The sequence below is a fragment of the Streptomyces sp. NPDC040405 genome (genome assembly GCF_055595765.1).
This window is the reverse complement of record NZ_JBVIVI010000007.1, coordinates 441,593-464,449: the sequence shown is the minus strand read 5'-3', so window position 1 is coordinate 464,449 and position 22,857 is coordinate 441,593. Positions and strand designations below refer to the sequence as shown.

Genomic DNA, 22,857 nt, shown 5'->3' with positions numbered 1-22,857 from the left:
GCGGTTAAGTGGACTATCGGCCGATACGCGAGTTTTATACCGCTGATCTGACGTGCATTCATCAGATTGGATCAACCGGACCCCACGGATGGGTCCCGCTAGAGCCCCCCTAGGGCGCACCGCACCCCGGCAGGCAAGGCTGTGCCGAATCTATGCTGATGTCATGAGCGCACACCCCGGCATCGACCGCGGCCATACCGATGACCTGATGTCCTTCCTTCGCGCCAGCCCTTCGCCGTACCACGCGGTGGCGAACACGGCGGAGCGCCTGGAGAAGGCCGGGTTCCGGCAGGCCGAGGAGACGGCGGCGTGGGACGGCGCGGCGGGCGGCCGGTATGTGCTGCGGGGCGGCGCGATCGTCGCCTGGTACGTGCCGGAGGACGCGAGCCCGTCCACTCCGTACCGGATTGTCGGCGCTCACACCGACTCTCCCAATCTGCGCGTCAAGCCGATCCCGGACACCGGGGCCCACGGCTGGCGGCAGATCGCCGTCGAGATCTACGGGGGCGCGCTCCTCAACACCTGGCTCGACCGCGACCTCGGGCTGTCCGGCCGGATCACCCTCCGGGACGGCTCCAGCCGCCTCGTCACCGTAGACAGACCCCTGCTGCGCGTGCCCCAGCTCGCCGTCCACCTCGACCGGTCCGTCAACACCGACGGCCTCAAGCTGGACAAGCAGCGCCACATGACGCCGGTCTGGGGGCTGGGCAGCGCCGAGGAGGGCGACCTCATCCGGTTCGTCGCCGAGGAGACCGGGGTGGCGGCCGAGGACGTCACCGGCTGGGATCTGATGGTGCACAGCGTCGAGCCGCCCGCCTACCTCGGCCGGGACCGCGAGCTGGTCGCCGGGCCCCGGATGGACAACCTGCTGTCCGTGCACGCCGGGACGGCCGCGCTCACCGCCGTCGCGGCCCGCCCGGAGCTGCCGTACATCCCGGTGCTCGCCGCCTTCGACCACGAGGAGAACGGCAGCCAGTCCGACACCGGGGCCGACGGTCCGCTCCTCGGCAACGTGCTCGAACGTTCCGTCTACGCGCGCGGCGGCGGTTACGAGGACCGGGCGCGGGCCTTCGCCGGGACCGTCTGCCTGTCCTCGGACACCGGCCACGCGGTCCACCCCAATTACGCCGAACGCCACGAACCGGGCCATCACCCACGGCCCAACGGAGGTCCCATCCTCAAGGTCAACGTCAACCAGCGGTACGCCACCGACGGCTCCGGGCGGGCCGTCTTCATCGCCGCCTGCGAGCGTGCGGGCGTGCCCTGGCAGAGTTTCGTCTCCCATAACGCGATGCCGTGCGGCACCACGATCGGACCGATCACCGCCGCCCGGCACGGCATCGCCACCGTCGACATCGGCGTCGCGATCCTGTCCATGCACTCCGCGCGCGAACTGTGCGGGGCACAGGACCCGCGACTGCTCGCGAAGGCACTGACCGCCTTTCTGGAGGGCTGAGTTGGACTTCTCCCTGCTGGGCCCGGTGACCGTTACCACCGGCCCCGCGGCGGCCCCCGTCGAGCTTCCGCTCGGACCGGCCAAGCGCCGCAGTGTGCTCGCAATGCTTCTCCTGCGTCCCAACTCGACCGTCTCGGTCGATCAGTTGGTCGCCGGACTGTGGGAGGACGATCCGCCCGCCCACGCCCGTACCGTCATCCAGGGCCATGTGTCCCGGCTGCGCGCGGTCCTCGCCGAGGGCGGCGCCGAGAGCTGCGGCGTCGAGCTGACGACGCACAGCTCCGCCTATCTGCTCCGGCTGCCCGCCTCGCTGGTGGACACGGTGCGCTTCGACGACCTGGTGGCCCGGGCCGACCCCGAGTCCGCGCCCGCCGACGCCGTACCGATGCTGCACCGAGCGCTCGGGCTGTGGCGCGGCCCGGCGCTCACCGGGACGGTGGCCAGCCCGCCGTTCGCGGCGGCCGCGCACGCCCTGGAGGAGCGGCGGCTGACCGCCGTGGAGGCGCTCGCCCGGGCGCACGGGGCGCTCGGCGAGTACGAGAAGGCGGCGGGCGTGCTGCACCCGGCGGCCCTCGGCAATCCGCTGCGCGAGGGGCTCATCGCGGACCTGATGCTGGTGCTGTACCGCACCGGGCGGCAGTCCGACGCCATCGCCTGGTTCCACCGCACCCGCGAAATGCTCGCCGACGATCTGGGGGTCGACCCGGGGGAGCGGCTGACCGCCGCGTACCAGGAGATCCTGCGGGCGGTGCCCGCTGAACCGCAGCCCGAGCCGCGTGAGCCGCAGGCCCCCCGCGACCCGCGCGGCGGCGAGGCACCGGCCGCGGCGACCGCACCGGCCGCGCCCGCGGCGGCGTCCGGACCGGCGCCGGAGCTGCTGCCCCGGCCCCCCGCCGGGTTCCTGGGCCGGGACGCGGAGCTGGCCGAGCTGACCCGGCTGGCGCTGCCCGGCGCCGGACAGGAACACCCGTACGGCGGCGCTCCCGCCGGGCTCCCCGCCGAGGGCGGCATCGCCCTCGTCACCGGGGCCGCTGGGGTCGGCAAGACGGGCCTGGCCGTGTACTGGGGCCATACGTACGCCGCCACCTTCCCCGATGGGCGGCTCTTCGCCGATCTGCGCGGCTTCAGCGGCGGGGAGCAGGCGGAACCCGCCGCCGTGCTGCGCGAGTTCCTGCTCGCCATGGGCACCCCCGCCGACCAGATACCCCCCTCCGAGCAGGCCGCGGGGGCGCTCTACCGCTCGCTCGTGGCCCAGCGGCGGCTGCTGGTGGTGCTGGACAACGCGAGCAGCTCGGCCCAGGTGCGTCCGCTGCTGCCCGGTGGCCCGCACTGCGCCACGCTGGTCACCAGCCGGTCCCGGCTGGACGGGCTGATCGCCACCGACGCCGCCCGGCCGGTACGGCTGCACGCGCTCGGCCCCGAGGACGGGGCGGCCCTGATCGGCGCGCTGCTCGGACCCGACCGGGTCGCCGAGGACCCGGCCGCCGCGCAGGAGCTGGTGACGCTGTGCGACGGGCTGCCGCTCGCGCTGCGCGCCGCCTCCGCCCAGCTGGTGGCCCGGCCGCGGTGGCGGCTGGCCCGGCTGGCCACCGCGCTCCGCGACGAGCGGCGGCGGCTGGCGCTGCTGTCGGCGGAGGACGCCGGGGTGGCGGCCGCGCTGCGCAACTCGGTGGCCCGGCTCTCCGCGGACGACGCCCAGCTGCTGCGGGCGCTCGGCACCGGTTTCGCCCGGGAGGTCAACACCGCGGAGGCGGCCGCGCTGTCCGGGGCGGACCCCGATCTGATCCAGGACTCCCTGGAGCGGCTTGCCGAAATGCATCTGCTGGACGAGGAGGCCACCAACCGCTACGTCATGAGTGACCTGGTGAAACTCTTCGCCCAGGGCGACGGCGGACGGCGCCCCGGGCCGTCCGGGGACGACTCCGGCGGGCCGCGGGAGGAGGCCGGTCCGCCGTGAACAGCGGGGCGTTAGTGAGGCGTTAGCGTTCGGCAGCCGGACGGCAGCGGGACGGCAGTGGCCCCGGACAGAGTTGTTGTCACAGCCGGACAGCAGCCGAAACCCACCGGGGGGACCCCACCATGTCGAACTCCACCGCCTTCCTCGCCCGCCGCGCCCAGACCGTGCGCTCCGTCGCCGCCGGGCTGACCATCCTCGCCGCGGGCCTGACCCTCACCGCCTGCAACAACGACGGCACGGGCGCCAAGAGCTCCGGCAAGGCGGAGTCCTCGGCCACGGCCCAGGCCGACCAGGGCGGCGCCGACGCCGGGGCCCGGGGCGACGGCGGGAACGGCACCGGCGGCGGGAACGGCAGCGGTGGCGGGGACGGCGGTACGGAGAGCGGCGGCACCGGCGGCGCGAAGGGCTCCACCGAGCAGGACGGAAGCGCGGCCAAGCAGAACGGCGGCTCCACCTCGGACGGCGAGCAGGAGATCGGCACCTGCGACGTCAACAAGGCGAACGTGAGCGTCGAGTCCGTCAAGCGGCCGGTCAACCACCTGCTGCTGAAGTTCACCAACCGGGCCGGGGTGGACTGCAACGTCCCGTACTACCCGATCCTCCGCTTCGGCAACGCGCAGGCCGCCACCCCGGCCGCCGAGGAGACCAAGCCGCAGGCCCTCGTCACGCTGGCCCCCGGCGAGTCCGCCTACGCGGGCATCACCACCTCCAGCGGCGACGGCTCGGGCGACGGCGGCATCAAGGAGTCCCAGCTGGAGGTCTTCCTGAAGGGCCTCGACAGCTCGACGACCGTGGACCTGCCGGGCGGCGGCGTGTACGTCGACAACTCCTCGCAGGTGACCTACTGGCAGCGCAGCGCCTCCGACGCGCTCACCTGGTAAGCGGCGCCCCACGAGTTTTCCAGACCGGCAGGTAGCCGACTCCCCCCGGCTACGTGCCCCGACGGCCCCCGCCCCTGGCGGGGGCCGTCCGCTGTCCCGTCATGTCCCACGACGCCACCGCCGATGTCCCGCGCCAGGCCGTCCCCGGGCGCGTCCCGGCAGGTCGCAGCGGTGCGACGGGACGGGACGTCCCATGGGACGAAGGCTCCCCGAAAACCCCCTGCCCGCCGGCCGAGAGTGGTTCCCGTCGCCGCGGCGGATCGGCCCGGCGGCCTCGACCGAGCGGCTCCGACCGGCAACGTCGGCTCGCTCTTTCGTCACTGGGGGATTCACACATGACGCACTCCACCACCACCGCCCGGCGCCGGACCAGCTGGCGCAAGGTGCTCCCCACGATCGCCGCGGCGGGCATCGGCGCCGCCGGACTCGTGGGCTGCTCGGGCGGCGGGGACACCGGCGGCCATGACGCGAAGGCGGAAAAGGCGGGCAGCGCCCGGGCGGCCGACAAGAACGCCCTGAGCCGCGACACGGGGGCCGCGAAGGGCAAGGGCAGCGCCCTCAAGCTGAAGACGACCAGCGGGGAGTTCGGCACCAAGGCGGCGGCCGCCGCCGACTTCCCCACCTGGGGCACGCGCTGGGTCGTCCACCAGACGGCCGACACCGGCTCGCCGTCCGTCGGCATGATCAACAAGGATCAGGCCGGGCAGGACCGCATCACCGCCGACTACCAGATCGACACCGGCAAGAAGGTGTGCGAGAGCGGCGCCTGCTCGTCGTACATGGCGCACATCACCGGGCCGGTCAACGGCTTCCTGAGCGTCCTCGCCGTGGACATCCCCGAGGACTCGCTGCCCGGCGTCCCCGTGCAGAACGGCGGGCAGCAGCCGCCGAAGCCGCCCCAGCCCGGCGGCACCCGCGCCGAGGCGCTCCAGCGCGCGTCCACCTGGCTCACGGCCAACGGCGGCGGCCGGGTCCCGTACAGCCAGGCGAAGATCTGGAAGGACGGCTACCGCCAGGACTGCTCGGGCTATGTCTCCATGGCGCTGGGGCTGAAGACCCCCGGCACCAACACCGTGGGCCTCACCGGCTCCGGCATCACCAAGCCGATCGCGGTGAACGACCTCAAGCCCGGCGATCTGCTGATCGACGCCGCCGGGAACAACAACACCCGCCATGTCGTGATGTTCGAGAAGTGGAACAACGACGCCCACACCTCGTACACCTCGTACGAGCAGCGCGGCGACTTCGGTACGGACCACACGACCCGCACCTATGGCCTGGAGCCGGGCAGCGAGTACAAGCCCTACCGGCCGCTGAAGTTCACGGACTGACAGGGAAGTTCACGAATTGATGCGCGGCTGATCCGGTTCCGGTAACGAGCGGCACGTCCACCTCGGGGGTGTGGACGTGTCGCTCGTCATGTTCATGATCCACATGCTCCAATGGGGGCGTGCCAGCGCATCCGAACCATTCCGAGAATCCACGACGAAAGCCGCTCGCCCCGCTTCCCGAGGAACTTTCCGGCCCGGTACGGGAATTCGTGACCGCACTGCGCCACATGCACGGCGAACTGGGCCTGAGCCTCAAGGAGCTGGAGGGCAGGCTGCCCGCCAGCCGCTCGTCCCTCTCCCGCTATCTGCGCGGCCAGAGCCTGCCCGACGAACGGCTCCTGGTCCAGTGGGGCAAGCTCTCCTTCACCGCCGAGGACCGGCTGCCCGAGCTGGTGAAGCTGCTCCACCAGGCCAACGAGGCCGCCGCCGAGGCCGAATCGGCGGCGGAGCCGGACGGCCCCGCGGGACCGGCCGCCCCGCCGCCGCGGGACCGGCCGCCCCGGCGGCGGCTGCGGCTCACGCTCGCGGCGGCGGGCACGGCCACCGTCGTGGCTGGGACCACGGTCGGCGTCCTCGCCCTCCAGTCCTCCGGCGACGACGAGCCCCCGGCCCTGGGCAACGCGCGGATCACCGTCTACAACGCCGAGAAGAGCTGCCGGGAGACGCACGCCCGCACCTGCTCCCTGGGCCTGGCCGGGGATCCGTACATGGCCTACCGCCCGTCCAACATCACGGGCCGGGCCTGGCACGGCGACGTGCTGCGCGCCGACTGCCGCATCGCCAACGGCGTCACCGTCACCGACGAGGCGGGCGGGCACAGCAGCATGTGGTTCCGGGTCAGGAAGGACGGCAAGCGGATGTGGGTCCCGGCCATCCGGATCGACCACGACCAGGTGCAGTACTCGACGCTCCCCAACTGCCCGGACTAGGTCCGGACCAGGCCCGACTAGTCGGCCTCCTCGTCCAGCCCCGCGAGGACCAGCGGCAGCCGGGCCGCGCCGCCCTCGGTGACCCGGACCGGAACGCCCCAGTCCTGCTGGTGCACATGGCAGGCCGGGTACTCGTTCGCCCCCGCGGCGGAGCCGCTATCGGATTCCGTGTCGTCACAGGACGCGGCCATCGCCGAGACGTGCAGCACGCCCTCGGTCACCCCTTCGGCGAGGACCAGTTCGCGGCGCAGGTCCGTGCCCGCGCCCTCGCCGCCCGCCAGCAGCCCGGGCGGGGTGGAGCTGACCAGCAGCCGGGTGGAGGGGCCGTAGCGGGTGTCCAGCTTCTGGCCCGCGGGCGCCTGGAAGACCACGTCCAGCCGGAGGGTGCCCGGGGCGATGTCGGTGGCGGCGCGCTGGGTGCGGTGGGCCACCGCCTCGACCCGTACGGCCTCCTCGGGCAGCCGCAGCCGGGTCAGCCGGTGCCGGGCGGACTCCACCACCACGATGTCCTGCTCGACCAGGACCGCGCCGGACGGCTCGCGCAGATCCGTGGCGAGCGTGGAGACCTCGCCGGTGGCCGGGTCGTAGCGGCGCAGCGCGTGGTTGTAGGTGTCGGCGACGGCGACCGAGCCGTCGGGCAGCGCGGTGACGCCCAGCGGATGCTGCAGCAGGGCCTGGTCGGCGGCGCCGTCCCGGTGGCCGAAGTCGAAGAGCCCGGTGCCGACGGCGGTACGGACGGCGAAGCCGTCGCCGTCCCGCTCGACCCAGCGCACCGCGGAGCTCTCGGAGTCGGCGACCCACAGCCGGTCACCGGCCGCGGCGAGCCCGGACGGCTGGGAGAACCACGCCTGGTCCGCGGGCCCGTCCACCAGCCCCTCGTTGGTGGTCCCGGCGGCGGCCGCGACGGCCTGAGTCCGCGGGTCGTACGTCCACAGCTGGTGCACGCCCGCCATGGCGATCCACAGCCGGTCGGCGAACCAGGCCAGGTCCCAGGGGGAGGACAGGTCGATGTCGCGGGCGGGTCCCTCGGCGGGCGAGCCCTGCCACCACTGGCGGCCGGTCCCGGCGAGCGTGGTGACCTCGCCGGTCGCGGGGTCGAAGCGGCGCAGCGCGTGGTTCACGGTGTCGGCGACCGCCACCGTGCCGTCGGGCAGCGCGGCGAGCCCCTGCGGCTCGCTGAACCGGGCCCGGTCCGCCGGGCCGTCGGCGAACCCGCGCGTCCCCGCGCCGATCCGCCGCAGCACGCTCTCGCCGTCCGCGGCCAGCTCGACCAGTTGGTGGCGGGTGGTGTCGGAGACCAGGAAGGTGCCGCCGGGCAGCAGCAGCGCCTTGCCGGGGAAGCGCAGCTCGGTGGGGACCGGCTCCGGGGGTACGTACGGGCCGTCGCCGCGGCGCAGCGTGCCCTTGGCGGCGTGCTCGGTCTCCAGCTGCCCCACCAGGGTCTCGATCGCGTGGGCGTGCCCCTCGCCCGCGTGCTGGGCGACCACGTAGCCCTCGGGGTCGATGACGACGAGGGTGGGCCAGGCCCGCACCGCGTACTGCTTCCAGGTGGCCAGCTCCGGGTCGTCCAGGACCGGGTGGTGGACCTCGTACCGCTCGACGGCGTCCACGACCGCCTGATGCTCGGCCTCGTGGACGAACTTCGGCGAGTGCACCCCGACGATCACGACGGTGTCGCGGTGCTTCTCCTCCAGCTCGCGCAGCTCGTCCAGGACGTGCAGACAGTTCACGCAGCAGAACGTCCAGAAGTCGAGGATGACGATGCGGCCTCGCAGATCCGCGAGGGTGAGGTCTTTCCCGCCGGTGTTGAGCCAGCCGCCCCGACCGGTCGGTTCGGGGGCGCGGACACGAGGACGGTGCGGAATGGGGCCAGTGGTGCTCATGGCACCAAGGGTGCCAGGGCCCGGATCGCTTCCCCGCCCCACGTCATGATCAGCCCACCAGGTTGCGGGTGAGCGTCCAGGCCACGGCGGTGGCGAGGACGGCCGCGATGCCGCCCCGGCCGGGCGAAGGCGCCCAGCGGCGGCCCCGCACCCCCTCCCACAGCCAGCGGCCGCCGAGATACGCCGCCACCGGCAGCCCCAGTACGAGCAGCGCGGCGTTGTCGTGGCAGGCGGCGGTGAGGTCCCCGTGCATCAGGTCGTACACCATGCGGGTACCGCCGCAGGCGGGGCAGAGCAGCCCGGTCGCCCAGTTGAACGGGCAGCGGGGCAGCGGCCCGCCGGACTCGTGCGGGTTCCGGCCGTACAGAAAGACCGCTCCGGCCACCCCCGCCGCCAGCGCGGCCAGGGGCGCGGCGGCGGGGTGGGTGAGACGCGGATCAGCCACGCAACGGACGCCCGTGACTGTCCGTGAAGTTGTCGCTGGCGAGCATCATGATGGCGTCGATGAAGGCCCAGATGGCGAAGCCACCGCAGGTGAAGAGCTGGATGACGGCGATCCCGACGTGGCCGGTGTAGAACCGGCCGACCCCGAAACAGCCCAGGAAGAGCTGGAGCAGCCCTGCGGCGACCTTGGACTTGTCGGAGTAGGGGCGGCCGAACCGGTCGTACCCATAGGGAGCATTGGGGTCATGCGCGCCCGGCATCCCCGGCTGCGGGTAGCCGTACTGGCCAGGGGGCTGCTGCGGGTAGCCATACGGGGCGGCGGGGGGCTGCTGCGGGTAGCCGTACTGGCTGTCCGGCTGGCCGCCGGGCGGCTGGCTGTAAGGGTTCTGGTTGGACATCTCCGGTCCCCCGAGCAAAAAGCGGTCTACTGATGAGCGGGCGTACAGTGCGCCATTCTGTCAGCAGGCATATGGCCGACGTGGCGTGGGGCACCCGGCGAAGCCGGTGCGGCATCGGAAGGATTCGACCAACTCATCCGCATCTGCACCGACATGATGCGATGAAGCGCGCACACTACCACCACTCCCCGCGTCCGAGCTGCCGTTCCGGGCCTACGATCGGACGCGAAGCACTGCCCTCGCGCGCGTGGGCAGCGTAACTTGAAGCCACACACCCGCACCCAGCCCGCGTACCAACCGCCCGAGGGGTCCCGTGACCGTCCATCCCAGCCTTCAGACCTCCATCGACGCCTGGACGCATTCCATCGACGCCATATCGGAGTTGGTGAACCCGCTCGCGGAGAGCGAATGGAACCGCGCCACCGAATGCCCGGGATGGTCGGTGCGGGACGTCGTCTCGCATGTGATCGGCCTCGACTGCGAGCTGCTCGGCGATCCGCGCCCCATCCACTCGCTGCCGCGCGACCTGTACCACGTCACCAGCGAGATGTCGCGGTACATGGAAGTCCAGGTCGACGTGCGGCGCTGCCACACAGCCCCCGAGATGACCTCCGAGCTGGAGTACACCGTCATCCGGCGGGGCCGTCAGCTGCGCAACGAGAAGCGCGCGCCGGACACCATGGTGCGCTGGCCCGGGGGCAGCGAGCTGACCCTGGAAGAGGCCCTGACCCGCCGGGCCTTCGATGTGTGGGTGCACGAACAGGATCTGCGGCGGGCGCTGAACCAGCCCGGCAACCTGGACTCGCCGGGCGCGTACCTCAGCCGGGACGTGCTGCTGTCCGTGCTGCCGAGGGTGGTCGCCAAGGACGCGGGCGCGGCGCCCCAGTCGGCGGTGGTCTTCGACGTGCACGGCCCGATCGAGTTCATGCGCACCGTACGGGTGGACGCGGACGGCCAGGCCACGATCGACGGCAGTGTGTCGCTGGGCCCGACCGTCACGCTCTCCCTGGACTGGGAGACGTACGTACGGCTCGCCTGCGGCCGGGTGCGGCCGGAGGCGGTCGGCGAGCGGGTGAAGGTCGAAGGGGACCAGCAGCTGGCCGACGCCATCCTGGCCCACTTCGCGATCACCCCGTGACCGGGTAAGGGGCTCACGCCGGTACGTGCACCGCCTCGACGCGGCTCGCGACCACGCGCTCGCGCTCCCGGCGGTGCGCGCGGCCGCGCAGCCGCAGGATCTGGGAGATGCCCAGCGCCTGGAGCACGAACACCACCGCGAAGGCGACGCGGAAGTCCTGACCGGTCATGTCCAGCAGTACGCCGATGGCGAGCAAAGTACTCATCGAGGCCGTGAAACCGCCCATGTTGACAATTCCGGAGGCGGTTCCGGTCCGCTCGGGCGGGTTGGCGGGGCGGGCGAAGTCGAAGCCGATCATCGACGCGGGCCCGCACGCGCCGAGCACGGCGCACATGACGGTCAGCATCCACAGCGGTGCGTGGTCGCCCGGCCAGCACAGCACGGTGCCCCACACCAGCGCGGTGGCGCCGACCGTGCCGAGGGCCAGCGGGGTGCGGGCGGCGTGGTGGCGGGCGATGACCTGCCCGTAGACCAGGCCGAACACGATGCTGGACAGCACCACCACCGTCAGCAGCTCACCGGCGGATCCGCGGGACAGCCCCTGCGCCTCCACCAGGAACGGCATCCCCCACAGCAGCAGGAAGACCATGGCGGGGAACTGGGTGGTGAAGTGCGTCCACATGCCCAGACGGGTGCCGGGCTCCCGCCAGGCGTCCACGATCTGCTGCCGTACGAAGCCCTTGGCCGCGTGGGAGCGCGGCGGCGGTTCGTGCCCCTCCGGGTGGTCCTTGAGGAACAGCAGCACCAGGACGAGGATGACCACCCCCGCGACCGCGCTGCCCGCGAAGGTCGGGGTCCAGCCGACGCTGTGCAGGGTCTGGGCGATCACCAGGGTGGAGACCAGGTTTCCGGCCATCCCGATCAGCCCGGCGAGCTGCCCGACCAGCGGCGCCCGGCGGGCCGGGAACCAGCGCGAGCCGAGCCGCAGCACGCTGATGAACGTCATCGCGTCACCGCAGCCGAGCAGCGCCCGGGAGCCCAGCGCCATGGAGTACGTGTGGGACAGCGCGAAGCCGAACTGGCCGATGGTGAACAGCACGATCCCCAGCGCCAGCACCTTGCGGGTGCCGAACCGGTCGACCATCAGCCCGACCGGTATCTGCATCCCGGCGTAGACGAGCACCTGGAGCATCGAGAAGGTGGACAGCGCCGAGGCGTTGATGTGGAAGCGCTCGGCGGCGTCGATCCCGGCCACGCCGAGGCTGGTACGGAAGACGATGGCGACGAAGTAGACGGCGACGCCCAGACCCCAGATGGCGACGGCACGCCGCCCTCCCGGCGGGTCCCCGGGCAATCGGTACGTGGTCATCGCACGTCTCCCCGGGCGAGGGTGTTCACCCAGCTGATGTGGCGCTGGACGAACCCGGCCGCCGAGCGCGCGTCCCCGGCGCGCAGGGCGTCCAGTATCTCGGTGTGCTCGGTGATGTTCTTGGCGATCCGGTCGGGCTCGGCGTTCATGGTGGCCACGCCCATCCGCAGCTGCCGGTCGCGCAGCTGGTCGTACAGCTGGGCCAGGATCGTGTTCCCCGCCGCCCGGACGATCTCCGCGTGGAAGCAGCGGTCGGCGATCGCGAACGCGGCCAGGTCGCCGGTCGCCGCGTGCCCCTTCTGCTCCTCCAGCAGCTCTTCGAGCCGCTCCAGCAGATGCGCCCCGGCGGGCACCACCTTGGCGACCGCGTGCTGCTCGACCAGCAGCCGGGTCTCCACCACGTCCGCGATCTCCTGGGCGGACACGGGCAGCACCAGCGCGCCCTTCTTGGGGTAGAGCTTCAGCAGCCCCTCGGCCTCCAGCCGCAGCAGGGCCTCGCGGACCGGCGTACGGGAGACCCCGACGGCCTCGGCCAGCTCGCCCTCGCTCAGCAGCGTGCCGCCCTCGTAGCGGCGCTCCAGGACGGCTTGCTTGACATGGGTGTAGACACGTTCGGCGGCGGGCGGCGGCTTGGTGACCGTGTCGGCGGTACTCATGATGCGCACAGCATAGATACAACACGTATGCACGCCCATCCCCCGTCCGCGATGCGGACGGGGGATCTACGGGGTCCGGCCTCTGGTGAGCGCCTAGCCCCAGGTGATCAGGCGCTTGGGGCGTTCCAGGATGGCCGCGACGTCGGCGAGCACCTTGGATCCCAGCTCGCCGTCGACCAGCCGGTGGTCGAAGGAGAGCGCGAGGGTCGTCACCTGGCGCGGCTTGACCTCGCCCTTGTGGACCCACGGCTGGAGCTTGACCGCGCCGAGGGCGAGGATCGCCGACTCCCCGGGGTTGAGGATCGGGGTGCCGGTGTCGATGCCGAAGACGCCGACGTTGGTGATGGTCACCGTGCCGCCGGACATCGCCGCCGGGCTGGTCTTTCCCTCGCGGGCGGTGGACACCAGGTCGCCGAGGGCGGCGGCCAGGTCGGGCAGCGTCCTGGCGTCCGCGTCCTTGATGTTCGGGACGATCAGACCGCGCGGGGTGGCCGCGGCGATGCCCAGGTTGACGTAGTCCTTGTAGACGATCTCCTGGTTCTCCTCGTCCCAGGAGGCGTTGATGTCCGGGTTGCGCTTGATGGCCACCAGCAGCGCCTTGGCGACCAGGAGCAGCGGGTTCACCCGCAGCCCGGCCAGCTCCGGGTCCTGCTTGAGGTCGGCGACCAGCTTCATGGTGCGGGTGACGTCGACGGTGACGAACTCCGTCACATGCGGCGCGGTGAAGGCGCTGCCCACCATCGCCTGCGCGGTGGCCTTCCGTACGCCCTTGACGGGCACCCGGCGCTCCCGCGCACCCGCGACCGGGGCGACGGGCTCCGGAGCCGCCACGGGGGCCTCCACGGCCGCGTGGACGTCCTCGCGGGTGATGATCCCGCCCGGACCGGTCGGGGTGATCACCGCCAGGTCGATGCCCAGGTCCTTGGCGAGCTTGCGGACCGGGGGCTTGGCCAGCGGCCGGGCGGTCCCGGTGTGGCCGTTCAGCTCGGGCGCGGGCTCCGGGCGCACCGGCGCGGCGGGCGCCGCGGGGGCGGGCGCCGGGGCCGGGGCGGCCTCGGCCGCCGGGCGCCGGGCGCCCGGCTGCGGCTTGCGGGGGCGGCGCTTGGTGGAGGAGGGCGCGGCGCCGTAGCCGACCAGGTTGGCCTGGCGCCCCTCCGGTTCGGCGGCCTCGGCGGGGGCGGCGGGCTCCGGCGCGACGGCGGCCGCGGGCGCGTCTCCGGCACCCGGGTCGGTGTCCACCGAAATGATCGCCGTGCCCACGTCCACCGTGGTGCCCTCGTCGAAGCGCAGCTCGTGCACCACACCGGTGAACGGAATGGGCAGCTCCACCGCGGCCTTGGCGGTCTCGACCTCGCAGACCACCTGACCATCGGTCACGGTGTCGCCCGGCGCCACCAGCCACTTGAGGATCTCGGCCTCGGTCAGTCCCTCGCCCACGTCGGGCATCTTGAACTCACGGAAGCGCTGCTCGACTGCGGTCATCGTCACGATCTCCTCAAGCCCTTCAGTACGCCAACGCACGGTCTACGGCGTCGAGCACCCGGTCCAGGTTCGGCAGGTACTCGTCCTCCAGCCGCGAGGGCGGATACGGCGCGTGGTAGCCGCCGACCCGCAGCACCGGGGCCTGGAGGTGGTAGAAACACCGCTCGGTGATGCGCGCGGCGATCTCGGAGCCGGTCCCCAGGAAGACCGGTGCCTCGTGCACCACGACCAGCCTGCCGGTCCGCTCGACCGACTGCTGAATGGTGTCGAAGTCGATCGGCGACATCGACCGCAGGTCCACGACCTCCAGCGACTTGCCCTCCTCCGCGGCGGCCGCGGCAGCGTCCAGCGCGACCTTCACCATCGGGCCGTAGGCCGCGAGAGTGAGATCGGTGCCGGGCCGCGCCACCCGGGCGGCGTGCAGGGGGCCGGGGATCGCCGAGGTGTCGACCTCGCCCTTGTCGTGGTAGCGGCGCTTGGGCTCGAAGTAGATCACCGGGTCGTCGCTGCCGATGGCCTGCTGGAGCATCCAGTAGGCGTCGGATGCGTTCGACGGCGAGATCACCTTCAACCCGGCGACGTGCGCGAACAGCGCCTCGGGGGACTCGCTGTGGTGCTCGACCGCGCCGATGCCGCCGCCGTACGGAATGCGGATGACGACCGGCATCTTGACCTTGCCGAGCGACCGCGCGTGCATCTTGGCGAGCTGCGTGACGATCTGGTCGTACGCGGGGAAGACGAAACCGTCGAACTGGATCTCCACCACCGGGCGGTAGCCGCGCAGCGCGAGCCCGATCGCGGTGCCGACGATGCCGGACTCGGCCAGCGGGGTGTCGATGACCCGGTCCTCGCCGAAGTCCTTCTGCAGCCCGTCGGTGACCCGGAAGACGCCGCCGAGCTTGCCGACGTCCTCCCCCATGATCAGAACCTTGGGGTCGCTTTCGAGCGCCGTGCGCAGCGACGCGTTGATCGCCTTGGAGAGCGACATCTTCTCGGCCATGTCAGATGCCTTCCTCGGCGGTGACGAACGAAGCCTGGTACGCGGCGAACTGCGCCCGCTCCTCGTCCACGAGCGCGTGGCCGTCGGCGTAGGTGTGCTCGAACAGCGCCATGTCGTCGGGGTCGGGCATCGACCGGACCGCCTCCCGCACCCGCTTGGCGAGCGCGTCGGACTCCTGCTCCAGAGCGTCGAAGAACGCCTCGTCGGCGAGCTTCTCATTGGTGAGCAGGGTGCGCAGCCGCAGGATCGGGTCCTTGGTCTCCCACAGCTCGCGCTCCTCGGACGAGCGGTAGCGCGTCGGGTCGTCGGAGGTGGTGTGGGCGCCCATGCGGTAGGTGAACGCCTCGACGAGCATCGGCCCCTCGCCGGTCCGGGCCCGCTCCAGCGCCGCCTTGGTGACGGCGAGACAGGCGAGCACGTCGTTGCCGTCCACCCGGACGCCCGGGAAGCCGTAGCCCTGGGCTCGCTGGTAGAGCGGCACCCGGGTCTGCTTCTCGGTGGGCTCGGAGATGGCCCACTGGTTGTTCTGGCAGAAGAAGACGACCGGGGCGTTGTAGACCGCGGAGAAGGTGAACGATTCGGCCACGTCGCCCTGGCTGGAGGCGCCGTCGCCGAAGTAGGCCAGCACGGCCGAGTCCGCGCCGTCCTTGGCCACGCCCATCGCGTAGCCGGTGGCGTGCAGCGTCTGCGAGCCGATGACGATCGTGTACAGGTGGAAGTTGTTGCTGTTGGGATCCCAGCCGCCGTGGTTGACCCCGCGGAACATCCCCAGCAGATTCGTCGGGTCGACCCCGCGGCACCAGGCGACGCCGTGCTCGCGGTAGGTCGGGAAGACGTAGTCGTCGTCCTGCAGGGCCCGGCCGGAGCCGATCTGCGCGGCCTCCTGGCCGAGCAGGGAGGCCCACAGGCCCAGTTCGCCCTGGCGCTGGAGGGTGGTGGCCTCCGCGTCGAAGCGCCGCGTCAGCACCATGTCCCGGTACAGGCCGCGCAGCTCGTCGGGGGTGAGGTCGATCGCGTAGTCGGGGTGCTCTACCCGCTCGCCCTCCGGGGTCAGCAGTTGTACGAGTTCCGGTTCCGCCGACTGCTTCTTCGTGCTCCGCGCGCTGGTGCTGCGCTTGGCTCCGCTGCGGCGCGGCTTGCGCGCGGCAGTGCTCTCCACGGTCACGTGTGCTCCTCCGTCTGTCCGGCCTCCGGGATCCGCCGGCGGCCAGTTGCGGCTCGCCCGTCCGACGACGACGCACGGGGTGGGTGCGACGAAACGTCCGTCCGGGCGTGACAGGTTCCCGGCGGTCGGCCCCGCACAAGGCACGTTACCCAGTGGTCCGCATCTCTGCGAAACCCCACCTGACCTGCAATTTTGCTTGGATTTCCAAGTAAATCGCGCGCTTGGGTGAACATCCACTGGTCACAGCCTTGCCGACCGTCGGTCCCTCGCACGTTATCCCGCGGGACAAAGGCACGGGAAGACTCCGTATGTGAGACTGGAGCCGTGCCCGAAGAAGGAAAAATCAGGATTTTCCTACTCGACGACCATGAAGTCGTACGACGCGGCGTGCGCGAGCTGCTGGCGAGCGAGCCGGACATGGAGGTGGTCGGCGAGGCGGGCACCGCGGCCGACGCCCTCGCCCGGATCCTCGCGACCCGCCCCGACGTCGCGGTGCTGGACATCCGGCTGCCCGACCGCAGCGGCGTCGAGGTCTGCCGGGAGATCCGCTCGCACGACGAGGCCATCCGCTGCATGATGCTCACCTCCTTCGCCGACGACGAGGCCCTGTTCGACGCGATCATGGCGGGCGCTTCCGGCTATGTGCTCAAGGACATCCGCGGCAGCGAACTGCTCGCCGCCGTCCGGGACGTGGCCGCGGGCCGCTCGCTGCTCGACCCCGTGGCCACCGCCCGGGTGCTGGAGCGGCTGCGCAGCGGCGCCGCCAAGCCCGACGACCGGCTCGCCTCCCTCACCGAGCAGGAGCGCCGGATCCTGATCCTGATCGGGGAGGGGCTGACCAACCGGGTGATCGGCGAGCGGCTGCACCTCGCCGAGAAGACCATCAAGAACTACGTCTCCAGTCTGCTCTCCAAGCTCGGCATGGAGCGCCGCTCGCAGGCCGCCGCCTTCGTGGCCCGCATGGAGGCCCAGAAGAACTAGGGGGTGTCTGCCCGGTCGCCCGCCCGGTGGGCTTCGCCTCCCCAAGCACCATTCGGCCTGCCACGTCAACTCACGCACGGTCCGTGACGCCGGGTGATCTAACATCTGGCAGGTGCCGCGCTCACATGTACACCTCGCCGAGGCCGCTCCCGACGGGGAAACCCTGGGCGCCCTGCTCCGCCGCTACGACCGGGCCGGTGAGCCGGTGTCCTGCGACCCCCTCACCGAGGGCCTGCTCAACCGCGGCTACCGGCTGGCCACCACCCACGGCCGGTTCTTCCTCAAGCACCACCTCGACGGCGACCGCACCGCCATCGCCCGCCAGCACCGGGTCACCCAGCGCCTCGGCGCGCTCGGCCTGCCGGTCGCCCCGCCGGTCCCGGACGCCCACGGCCGCACGGTCGCCGTCATCGGCGGCCGCTGCTACGCCCTCCACCCGTGGATCGACGGGCGGCACCGCGACGGCGCCGCGCTGACCACGCCCCAGTGCTGGCGTCTCGGCGGGCTGCTGGGGTTCGCCCACACCTGCCTGGAGCAGGTCATGCGGGCCGGGACCAGCGACCGCGAGCCGCCGGAGCCCGCGGCCGACCCCGAGGACACCTTCGCCGTCATCGACGAGCTGCTGGCCCTGGTCCGCGGGCACCGGCCGCGCGACACCTTCGACGAACTCGCCGAACACCGTCTGACCGAGCGCCGCACGCTGCTGGAGCGGCACGCCCACCGGCGGCCGGAGGCGGACGCCATCCCGGCCACCGGCTGGGTGCACGGCGACTTCCATCCGCTGAACCTGCTCTACCGCGACACCGAACCCGCCGCGATCGTCGACTGGGACCGGCTGGGCGTCCAGCCGCGCGCCGAGGAGGCCGTCCGCGCCGCCGCGATCTTCTTCGTACGCCCCGGCGGCACTCTGGAGCTGACCAAGGTCCGGTCCTACGCGCGCGCCTACCGCCGCATGGCGGGCGCCGGGGCCGACGAGATGGCCGCGGCCGTGCACCGGGTGTGGTGGGAACGGCTCAACGACTTCTGGATGCTGCGCTGGCACTACCAGCGCGGCGACCACCGCGCCGATCCGCAGTTCCCGGCCGCGGCCGCGCTGGTGGTGTGGTGGACGCGGGAGTACGAGGCGGTCCGCGACGCCTTCTGCGACTGAGGGCCGCGCGCTTCTCCGCGGGCCGTGCCCTTCTCCGCGTACATGCGACGGCCCCGGCACCGCTTGCGCGGGGCCGGGGCCGTGCTGTGGGCACACTGTCCGGTCAGCCGAGGCCGTCGTCGGACGGGAGGCCGGTCGGCGGGTCGTCGCCACCGTCGTCCGGCGGGGTGGTCTGGCCACCGCCGTCGGGCGGCGTGGTCGGGCCGCCGCTGCCGTCGCCCGGCGTGGTCTGGGTGTCCGTCGGCAGGTCGGTCGGGCCGCTGGTCGGATCGTTCGGCACCTGCGGATCGCTGGGCTGGCCGGTGTACGAGGGGCCGGTCGGGTTCTGGGACGGGGTGTAGTCGCCCGTGCCGCCGGTGGAGTCGTCGGTCTCGGGAGCCTCCGTCGTCTCCTCCGTGGGGTCCTTGCTCGGCTCCTTGCTTTCCTTCTGGTGGGTCGCCGACGGGTTCTTGGTCGGCTGCTTGCCCTTGCCGTCATCGCCGCTGAGGTCCAGCGCGAACGCGACCCCGACCGCCACGGCGATCACCGCGAGCGCCGCGATCAGCCACAGCTTGCCGCGGCCCCTCCGGCGGCCCCGGCCGGAGCCCCCGTCGTAACCGCCGTCGTAGCCGCCCCCGGCGTTCCCCCCGCCGGGCGCGACCATCGGCTGCTGGGAGGTGTCGCCGTGACCCGGATGCGGCATCGCGGTCGTGCCCGCCATGCCCATCGCCCCGGTGGAGCCGCCGAGATGCTGGGTGACCGGGCCGGTGTTCCAGACGCCGGTGTGGCCGCCCGCCTCCTGGAGCATCTGCAGCGCGTACTGGACCAGTCCGCGCATCTCCTCGGCGCTCTGGAACCGGTCGTCCGGGTCCTTCGCGAGCGAGCGCATCACCAGACCGTCCAGCTCCGGCGGAACCTGGCCGCCCGAAATTTCGGACGGTGGCACCGGATTGTCCTGAACGTGCTGATAAACGACCGAAAGAGGAGTCTCACCGGTGAACGGCGGGCGCAGCGCGAGCAGTTCGTAGAGCAGACACCCGGTCGCGTACAGGTCGGAACGGTGGTCCACGGCCTTGCCGAGCGCCTGCTCGGGCGAGAGGTACTGCGGGGTGCCCATGACCATGCCGGTCTGGGTCATGGTGGACTGCGCGCCGTGCAGGGCGCGGGCGATGCCGAAGTCCATCACCTTGACCGCGCCGCTGTTCGTGATGATCACGTTCGCGGGCTTGATGTCACGGTGCACGATGCCGTGCTGATGGCTGTAGGCCAGCGCCTCCAGCACCCCCGAGACGATGATCAGGGCCTGGTCCGGCGGCGGCGCCTCGGCGTTCAGCAGCAGGTCGCGGATGGTGTGGCCCTCGACCAGCTCCATCACGATGTAGGGGACGGTGTTCGGGCCGACGACGTCCTCGCCGGAGTCGTACACCGCGACGACCGCGTGGTGGTTCAGCCCCGCGACGGACTGCGCCTCGCGGGTGAAGCGGGCCTTGGACACCGGGTCCTCGGCCAGGTCGGCGCGGAGCAGCTTCACCGCGACAGTTCTGCCGAGCCGGACGTCCTCGGCGGCGAATACCTCCGCCATACCGCCGCGGCCCAGGCGACCGGTGAGGCGGTAGCGGCCATCGCCGACCAGCCCGCCGTTCCCCCACGCCTCGGGCACATCAGACATTCCGGACCCGGTAGCGTCAGGTTCGGAGGGCCCCTGGGCGCTCTGGGTCTGTGCCATCGGTCCTCGCCGTCTCGGTCTAGGTGGGGGTCTGGTCGAGATCGCCCCGCCCGCGGGCGGTACGGTTCCTGCTAGGCACGCTACAGCCTTCGCGCCGCGCATCGGTTCGTGATGGACCGGCCATCAAACCTGTTGACGGTGAAGTCATGCAAATCGCGTGACGGGTTCTTGAGCATCCGGTCACGGAACGGGCACGTGGCTTGACGTGTCCGTGGCCTGGGGCAGACTTGGCCACGATATCCGGAACACGAAGATCATGGCGTCGAAACGTGCGGGTCCAACGGTGAGTGCGCCAAGGGGGAAGCAAGAGATGAGCCAGCACGGCGCACCGGGCCGATACCAGGGCAGTTCCCTGGCTGGCGGCCGTTACCAATTGCGTGATCTGCTCGGCGAGGGCGGCATGGCCTCCGTGCACCTCGCCTACGACTCCGTGCTGGACCGCCAGGTCGCGATCAAGACGCTGCATACGGAACTGGGCCGCGAGCAGTCCTTCCGCGAGCGCTTCCGCCGCGAGGCCCAGGCGGTGGCCAAGCTCACGCACACCAATATCGTTTCGGTCTACGACACCGGCGAGGATTCCATCGACGGTGCGCTCATGCCGTACATCGTCATGGAGTACGTCGAAGGGCATCCGCTGCGTTCCGTCCTCGACACGGACGTTCGGCAATACGGCGCGATGCCGACCGAAAAGGCGCTGAAAATCACCGGCGATGTTCTCGCGGCGCTGGAGATCAGCCACGAAATGGGCCTGGTCCACCGCGACATCAAGCCCGGTAACGTGATGATGACCAAGCGTAATGTGGTCAAAGTCATGGACTTCGGCATCGCCCGCGCGATGCAGTCCGGGGTCACCTCCATGACCCAGACCGGCATGGTTGTCGGCACCCCGCAGTACCTCTCGCCCGAGCAGGCGCTGGGCCGCGGCGTGGACGCCCGCAGCGACCTGTACTCGGTCGGCATCATGCTCTTCGAGCTGCTCACCGGGCGGCTGCCCTTCGACGCCGACTCGCCGCTCGCCATCGCGTACGCGCACGTCCAGGAGGAGCCGGTCGCGCCCTCCTCGATCAACCAGTCCATACCGCCCGCGGTGGACGCGCTGGTCGCCCGCGCCTTGAAGAAGAACCCGAACGAGCGCTTCCCGACCGCGGAGGCCATGCGCGACGAGTGCGCCCGGGTCTCCCGCACCGGCCAGACCAGCGCCTCCCCGATCATCATCAGCGGCGGTCCGCCCTCCGTGAGCGGCTCCGGCGTCGGCGCGGCGGTCTTCCCGCCCGTCGACCAGCAGGCCCCCGCCCCTGGCCCCGGCAGCGTCCAGACGCCGTACCAGCCGCAGCCCGGCTCGGGGCAGTACGGCACCTTCGGCCCGTCCACCCCGCCGCCGCCCACCCAGCAGGTGAACCAGCAGGCGTACGCCACCCCCGCGTCCCCGTACCAGGGCGGCCACGGCCCGAGCACCCCGCCGCCGTACAACATCGCGCCCAGCCCGGCCCCGTCCCCCTCCCCGGGTTCCACGGGCGGTGGGAACGGCAACAAGCGCGTGATCATCGGTTCCGCCGTGGTAGCTGCGATCGCGGTCCTCGGCGTCATCCTGGTCATCGCCCTCAACGGCTCGGGCGGTGACGACAAGAAGAACGAGAGCAAGGGCGGCGGCGACAAGAAGCCCACCGCCACCGCGTCGACGGCCGCCGCGGGCTTCCGCATGGGCGACAAGACGAAGACGATCGACCCGGCCAAGTGCAAGGACGCGTACGAGGACAGCGACGAGAAGGGCACCTACAGCGTGCCCGACTTCCAGAACCTCTACGTCGACTCGGTGAAGAAGTGCATCCGGGCCGCGGGCTGGAAGTACCGCGTCACGACCCAGGACGAGAACCTGTGGGGCAAGGGCACGGTCCTCAACTACACGTACCGCAACTACGAGCCGTACAACCCGGACACGGACACCATCGAGCTGACGGTCTCCACCGGTAATCCGGGCTGAGCCAGCAGTTTCCCAGGCGTAGCCGGACCGCTTCGGTCCGGCTACGCCTCTTTCATGACCGCTGCTGATGGAAGCCGGTCCGCCAGACCGGGTGGCAAGGGCGGCGGGCCAGGCGGTTCGGCACCACCGGCCCACCATCGCGGCCCCCGGCCGCGCCCGGTGCGTACGCCCACGAGATGGACCGGGCGACGATGAGCCGGACCCCGGCGCGCGGCGCCGCGTCCACGAAGTGCCGGGTGCCCTCCCGGCGGATCCACCGCGTCCGGGGCGGCGTCCGCGACCGTCCGTGCCACGCTCGCGGGACAGGGAGCGACCGGACCGCTGTCAGGGGCCAATGCGGGGGCGTGGGCCGCTTGCCCCGCGTAAACGGCGGGCCGCCCCGGACCATTCGGTCCCGGGGCGGCCCGCCGTTGGTTCGTGCGCCTCCGCTACAGGTACGGGCCCGAGCGGGCGCCGCCGTGCTCCGGGCCCATCTCCTGGCCGTCCTCGCCGCCGCCGACGCCCGGGGGCAGCGCCCTGCGCATCTGCTCCAGCTGCGCGCGGGCCGCCATCTGCTGGGCGAACAGCGTCGTCTGGATGCCGTGGAACAGCCCCTCCAGCCAGCCGACCAACTGCGCCTGGGCGATGCGCAGTTCGGCCTCGGTCGGAACCGAATCCTCCGTAAAGGGCAGCGACAGCCGCTCCAGCTCCCCGATCAGCTCGGGTGCGAGACCGTCCTCCAGCTCCTTGACCGAACTGGCGTGGATCTCCTTGAGACGCGCGCGGCTCGCCTCGTCGAGAGGTGCGGCGCGGACCTCCTCCAGCAGCTGCTTGATCATGCTTCCGATCCGCATGACCTTCGCGGGCTGTTCGACCATGTCCGTCACGGGAACCTCGCGCGACTCGTCGCCACCACTGCCCTCGCCAGGAGTGAGACCGCCGAGCGCCATGCCGTCCGGACCGACGACCAGGACGTGCGGGCTCTCCTGCGATCGTTCGTTCATCGGCTGGTTCATACCCCCATTGTTCCGC

General features: G+C 71.8%; 19 protein-coding genes. 9 read left to right on the top strand and 10 right to left on the bottom strand.

Translation table 11 applies throughout. The features are described 5' to 3' along the window. Nucleotides 1-163: 163 nt before the first annotated feature. The 5 genes from ACZ59A_RS28940 (at nucleotide 164) to ACZ59A_RS28920 (ending at nucleotide 6,554) form a co-directional block, all read left to right on the top strand. Complete coding sequence (locus ACZ59A_RS28940) at nucleotides 164-1,456, top strand: M18 family aminopeptidase (RefSeq protein ID WP_470964235.1); 1,293 nt, start codon at nucleotides 164-166, stop codon at nucleotides 1,454-1,456. Nucleotide 1,457: 1 nt separating this feature from the next. Then, a complete protein-coding gene (locus ACZ59A_RS28935; RefSeq protein ID WP_470964232.1) occupies nucleotides 1,458-3,413 on the top strand; it encodes an AfsR/SARP family transcriptional regulator in 1,956 nt (651 codons plus the stop codon). A gap of 122 nt (nucleotides 3,414-3,535) precedes the next feature. Then, nucleotides 3,536-4,294: a DUF4232 domain-containing protein gene (locus ACZ59A_RS28930; protein WP_470964229.1), complete on the top strand. Its 759-nt coding sequence runs from the start codon at nucleotides 3,536-3,538 to the stop codon at nucleotides 4,292-4,294. 335 nt (nucleotides 4,295-4,629) lie between these two features. Continuing rightward, nucleotides 4,630-5,625: an NlpC/P60 family protein gene (locus ACZ59A_RS28925; RefSeq protein ID WP_470964226.1), complete on the top strand. Its 996-nt coding sequence runs from the start codon at nucleotides 4,630-4,632 to the stop codon at nucleotides 5,623-5,625. A 209-nt stretch (nucleotides 5,626-5,834) separates the two neighbouring features. Continuing rightward, nucleotides 5,835-6,554 carry an XRE family transcriptional regulator gene (locus tag ACZ59A_RS28920; RefSeq protein ID WP_470964223.1) on the top strand — a complete coding sequence of 240 codons (720 nt, stop codon included), beginning with the start codon at nucleotides 5,835-5,837 and terminating at the stop codon, nucleotides 6,552-6,554. A gap of 17 nt (nucleotides 6,555-6,571) precedes the next feature. Here the strand turns inward: ACZ59A_RS28920 and ACZ59A_RS28915 are convergent, their stop codons facing one another. The 3 genes from ACZ59A_RS28915 to ACZ59A_RS28905 all read right to left on the bottom strand — a co-directional run bounded on the left by ACZ59A_RS28915 (nucleotide 6,572) and on the right by ACZ59A_RS28905 (nucleotide 9,279). Continuing rightward, on the bottom strand, nucleotides 6,572-8,419 hold the full coding sequence (locus ACZ59A_RS28915) for an NHL domain-containing thioredoxin family protein (RefSeq protein WP_470964449.1): 1,848 nt from the start codon (nucleotides 8,417-8,419) through the stop codon (nucleotides 6,572-6,574). A gap of 67 nt (nucleotides 8,420-8,486) precedes the next feature. Beyond that, on the bottom strand, nucleotides 8,487-8,882 hold the full coding sequence (locus ACZ59A_RS28910; RefSeq protein ID WP_470964220.1) for a DUF2752 domain-containing protein: 396 nt from the start codon (nucleotides 8,880-8,882) through the stop codon (nucleotides 8,487-8,489). Then, a complete protein-coding gene (locus ACZ59A_RS28905) occupies nucleotides 8,875-9,279 on the bottom strand; it encodes a TM2 domain-containing protein (protein WP_470964217.1) in 405 nt (134 codons plus the stop codon). Before ACZ59A_RS28905 ends, ACZ59A_RS28910 begins: the two co-directional genes overlap by 8 nt. Nucleotides 9,280-9,592: 313 nt before the next feature. On the opposite strand from ACZ59A_RS28905, the gene ACZ59A_RS28900 reads away from it, so the two are divergent. Next, nucleotides 9,593-10,417, top strand: coding sequence for a maleylpyruvate isomerase family mycothiol-dependent enzyme (locus tag ACZ59A_RS28900; protein ID WP_470964214.1), 825 nt, complete (start codon nucleotides 9,593-9,595; stop codon nucleotides 10,415-10,417). Between the two features lie 13 nt (nucleotides 10,418-10,430). Here the strand turns inward: ACZ59A_RS28900 and ACZ59A_RS28895 are convergent, their stop codons facing one another. The 5 genes from ACZ59A_RS28895 to pdhA form a co-directional block, all read right to left on the bottom strand. After that, nucleotides 10,431-11,726 carry an MFS transporter gene (locus ACZ59A_RS28895; protein WP_470964211.1) on the bottom strand — a complete coding sequence of 432 codons (1,296 nt, stop codon included), beginning with the start codon at nucleotides 11,724-11,726 and terminating at the stop codon, nucleotides 10,431-10,433. Further along, the gene (locus tag ACZ59A_RS28890; RefSeq protein WP_470964208.1) at nucleotides 11,723-12,382 is read right to left on the bottom strand and encodes a GntR family transcriptional regulator; all 660 of its coding nucleotides are present in this window, start codon (nucleotides 12,380-12,382) and stop codon (nucleotides 11,723-11,725) included. The genes ACZ59A_RS28895 and ACZ59A_RS28890 overlap by 4 nt, the downstream gene beginning before the upstream one ends. A 93-nt stretch (nucleotides 12,383-12,475) precedes the next feature. Then, nucleotides 12,476-13,864: a dihydrolipoamide acetyltransferase family protein gene (locus ACZ59A_RS28885; protein WP_470964205.1), complete on the bottom strand. Its 1,389-nt coding sequence runs from the start codon at nucleotides 13,862-13,864 to the stop codon at nucleotides 12,476-12,478. Between the two features lie 22 nt (nucleotides 13,865-13,886). Next, entirely contained in the window at nucleotides 13,887-14,864 is a 978-nt protein-coding gene (locus ACZ59A_RS28880) for an alpha-ketoacid dehydrogenase subunit beta (RefSeq protein ID WP_470964202.1), read from the bottom strand. Nucleotide 14,865: 1 nt separating this feature from the next. Further along, the gene (gene pdhA, locus ACZ59A_RS28875; RefSeq protein ID WP_470964199.1) at nucleotides 14,866-16,029 is read right to left on the bottom strand and encodes a pyruvate dehydrogenase (acetyl-transferring) E1 component subunit alpha; all 1,164 of its coding nucleotides are present in this window, start codon (nucleotides 16,027-16,029) and stop codon (nucleotides 14,866-14,868) included. Between the two features lie 324 nt (nucleotides 16,030-16,353). Here pdhA and ACZ59A_RS28870 point away from each other — a divergent pair, with 324 nt between their 5' ends. Beyond that, nucleotides 16,354-17,010, top strand: coding sequence for a response regulator (locus ACZ59A_RS28870; protein ID WP_470964196.1), 657 nt, complete (start codon nucleotides 16,354-16,356; stop codon nucleotides 17,008-17,010). 112 nt (nucleotides 17,011-17,122) lie between these two features. Next, a complete protein-coding gene (locus ACZ59A_RS28865) occupies nucleotides 17,123-18,160 on the top strand; it encodes a phosphotransferase (protein WP_470964193.1) in 1,038 nt (345 codons plus the stop codon). Between the two features lie 103 nt (nucleotides 18,161-18,263). Here ACZ59A_RS28865 and ACZ59A_RS28860 read toward each other — a convergent pair whose 3' ends face one another. Continuing rightward, nucleotides 18,264-19,865, bottom strand: a complete 1,602-nt coding sequence (locus ACZ59A_RS28860) for a protein kinase domain-containing protein (protein ID WP_470964190.1) — start codon at nucleotides 19,863-19,865, stop codon at nucleotides 18,264-18,266. 310 nt (nucleotides 19,866-20,175) lie between these two features. Here ACZ59A_RS28860 and ACZ59A_RS28855 point away from each other — a divergent pair, with 310 nt between their 5' ends. Continuing rightward, nucleotides 20,176-21,846 (top strand): protein kinase domain-containing protein, encoded by a 1,671-nt coding sequence (locus ACZ59A_RS28855; RefSeq protein WP_470964188.1) that lies wholly within the window; start codon nucleotides 20,176-20,178, stop codon nucleotides 21,844-21,846. A 428-nt stretch (nucleotides 21,847-22,274) separates the two neighbouring features. On the opposite strand, the gene ACZ59A_RS28850 is transcribed toward ACZ59A_RS28855, so the two are convergent. Beyond that, entirely contained in the window at nucleotides 22,275-22,841 is a 567-nt protein-coding gene (locus ACZ59A_RS28850; protein WP_470964185.1) for a bacterial proteasome activator family protein, read from the bottom strand. Between the last annotated feature and the right edge of the window lie 16 nt (nucleotides 22,842-22,857).

What these genes read in the sequence shown, in the direction of transcription:
- ACZ59A_RS28940 (WP_470964235.1), top strand. Translation starts at nt 164, where the DNA reads ATGAGCGCACACCCCGGCATCGACCGCGGCCATACCGATGACCTGATG.
- ACZ59A_RS28930 (WP_470964229.1), top strand. Translation starts at nt 3,536, where the DNA reads ATGTCGAACTCCACCGCCTTCCTCGCCCGCCGCGCCCAGACCGTGCGC.
- ACZ59A_RS28925 (WP_470964226.1), top strand. Translation starts at nt 4,630, where the DNA reads ATGACGCACTCCACCACCACCGCCCGGCGCCGGACCAGCTGGCGCAAG.
- ACZ59A_RS28905 (WP_470964217.1), bottom strand. Translation starts at nt 9,279, where the DNA reads ATGTCCAACCAGAACCCTTACAGCCAGCCGCCCGGCGGCCAGCCGGAC.
- ACZ59A_RS28895 (WP_470964211.1), bottom strand. Translation starts at nt 11,726, where the DNA reads ATGACCACGTACCGATTGCCCGGGGACCCGCCGGGAGGGCGGCGTGCC.
- ACZ59A_RS28890 (WP_470964208.1), bottom strand. Translation starts at nt 12,382, where the DNA reads ATGAGTACCGCCGACACGGTCACCAAGCCGCCGCCCGCCGCCGAACGT.
- ACZ59A_RS28885 (WP_470964205.1), bottom strand. Translation starts at nt 13,864, where the DNA reads ATGACCGCAGTCGAGCAGCGCTTCCGTGAGTTCAAGATGCCCGACGTG.
- ACZ59A_RS28880 (WP_470964202.1), bottom strand. Translation starts at nt 14,864, where the DNA reads ATGGCCGAGAAGATGTCGCTCTCCAAGGCGATCAACGCGTCGCTGCGC.
- ACZ59A_RS28860 (WP_470964190.1), bottom strand. Translation starts at nt 19,865, where the DNA reads ATGGCACAGACCCAGAGCGCCCAGGGGCCCTCCGAACCTGACGCTACC.
- ACZ59A_RS28855 (WP_470964188.1), top strand. Translation starts at nt 20,176, where the DNA reads ATGAGCCAGCACGGCGCACCGGGCCGATACCAGGGCAGTTCCCTGGCT.
- ACZ59A_RS28850 (WP_470964185.1), bottom strand. Translation starts at nt 22,841, where the DNA reads ATGAACCAGCCGATGAACGAACGATCGCAGGAGAGCCCGCACGTCCTG.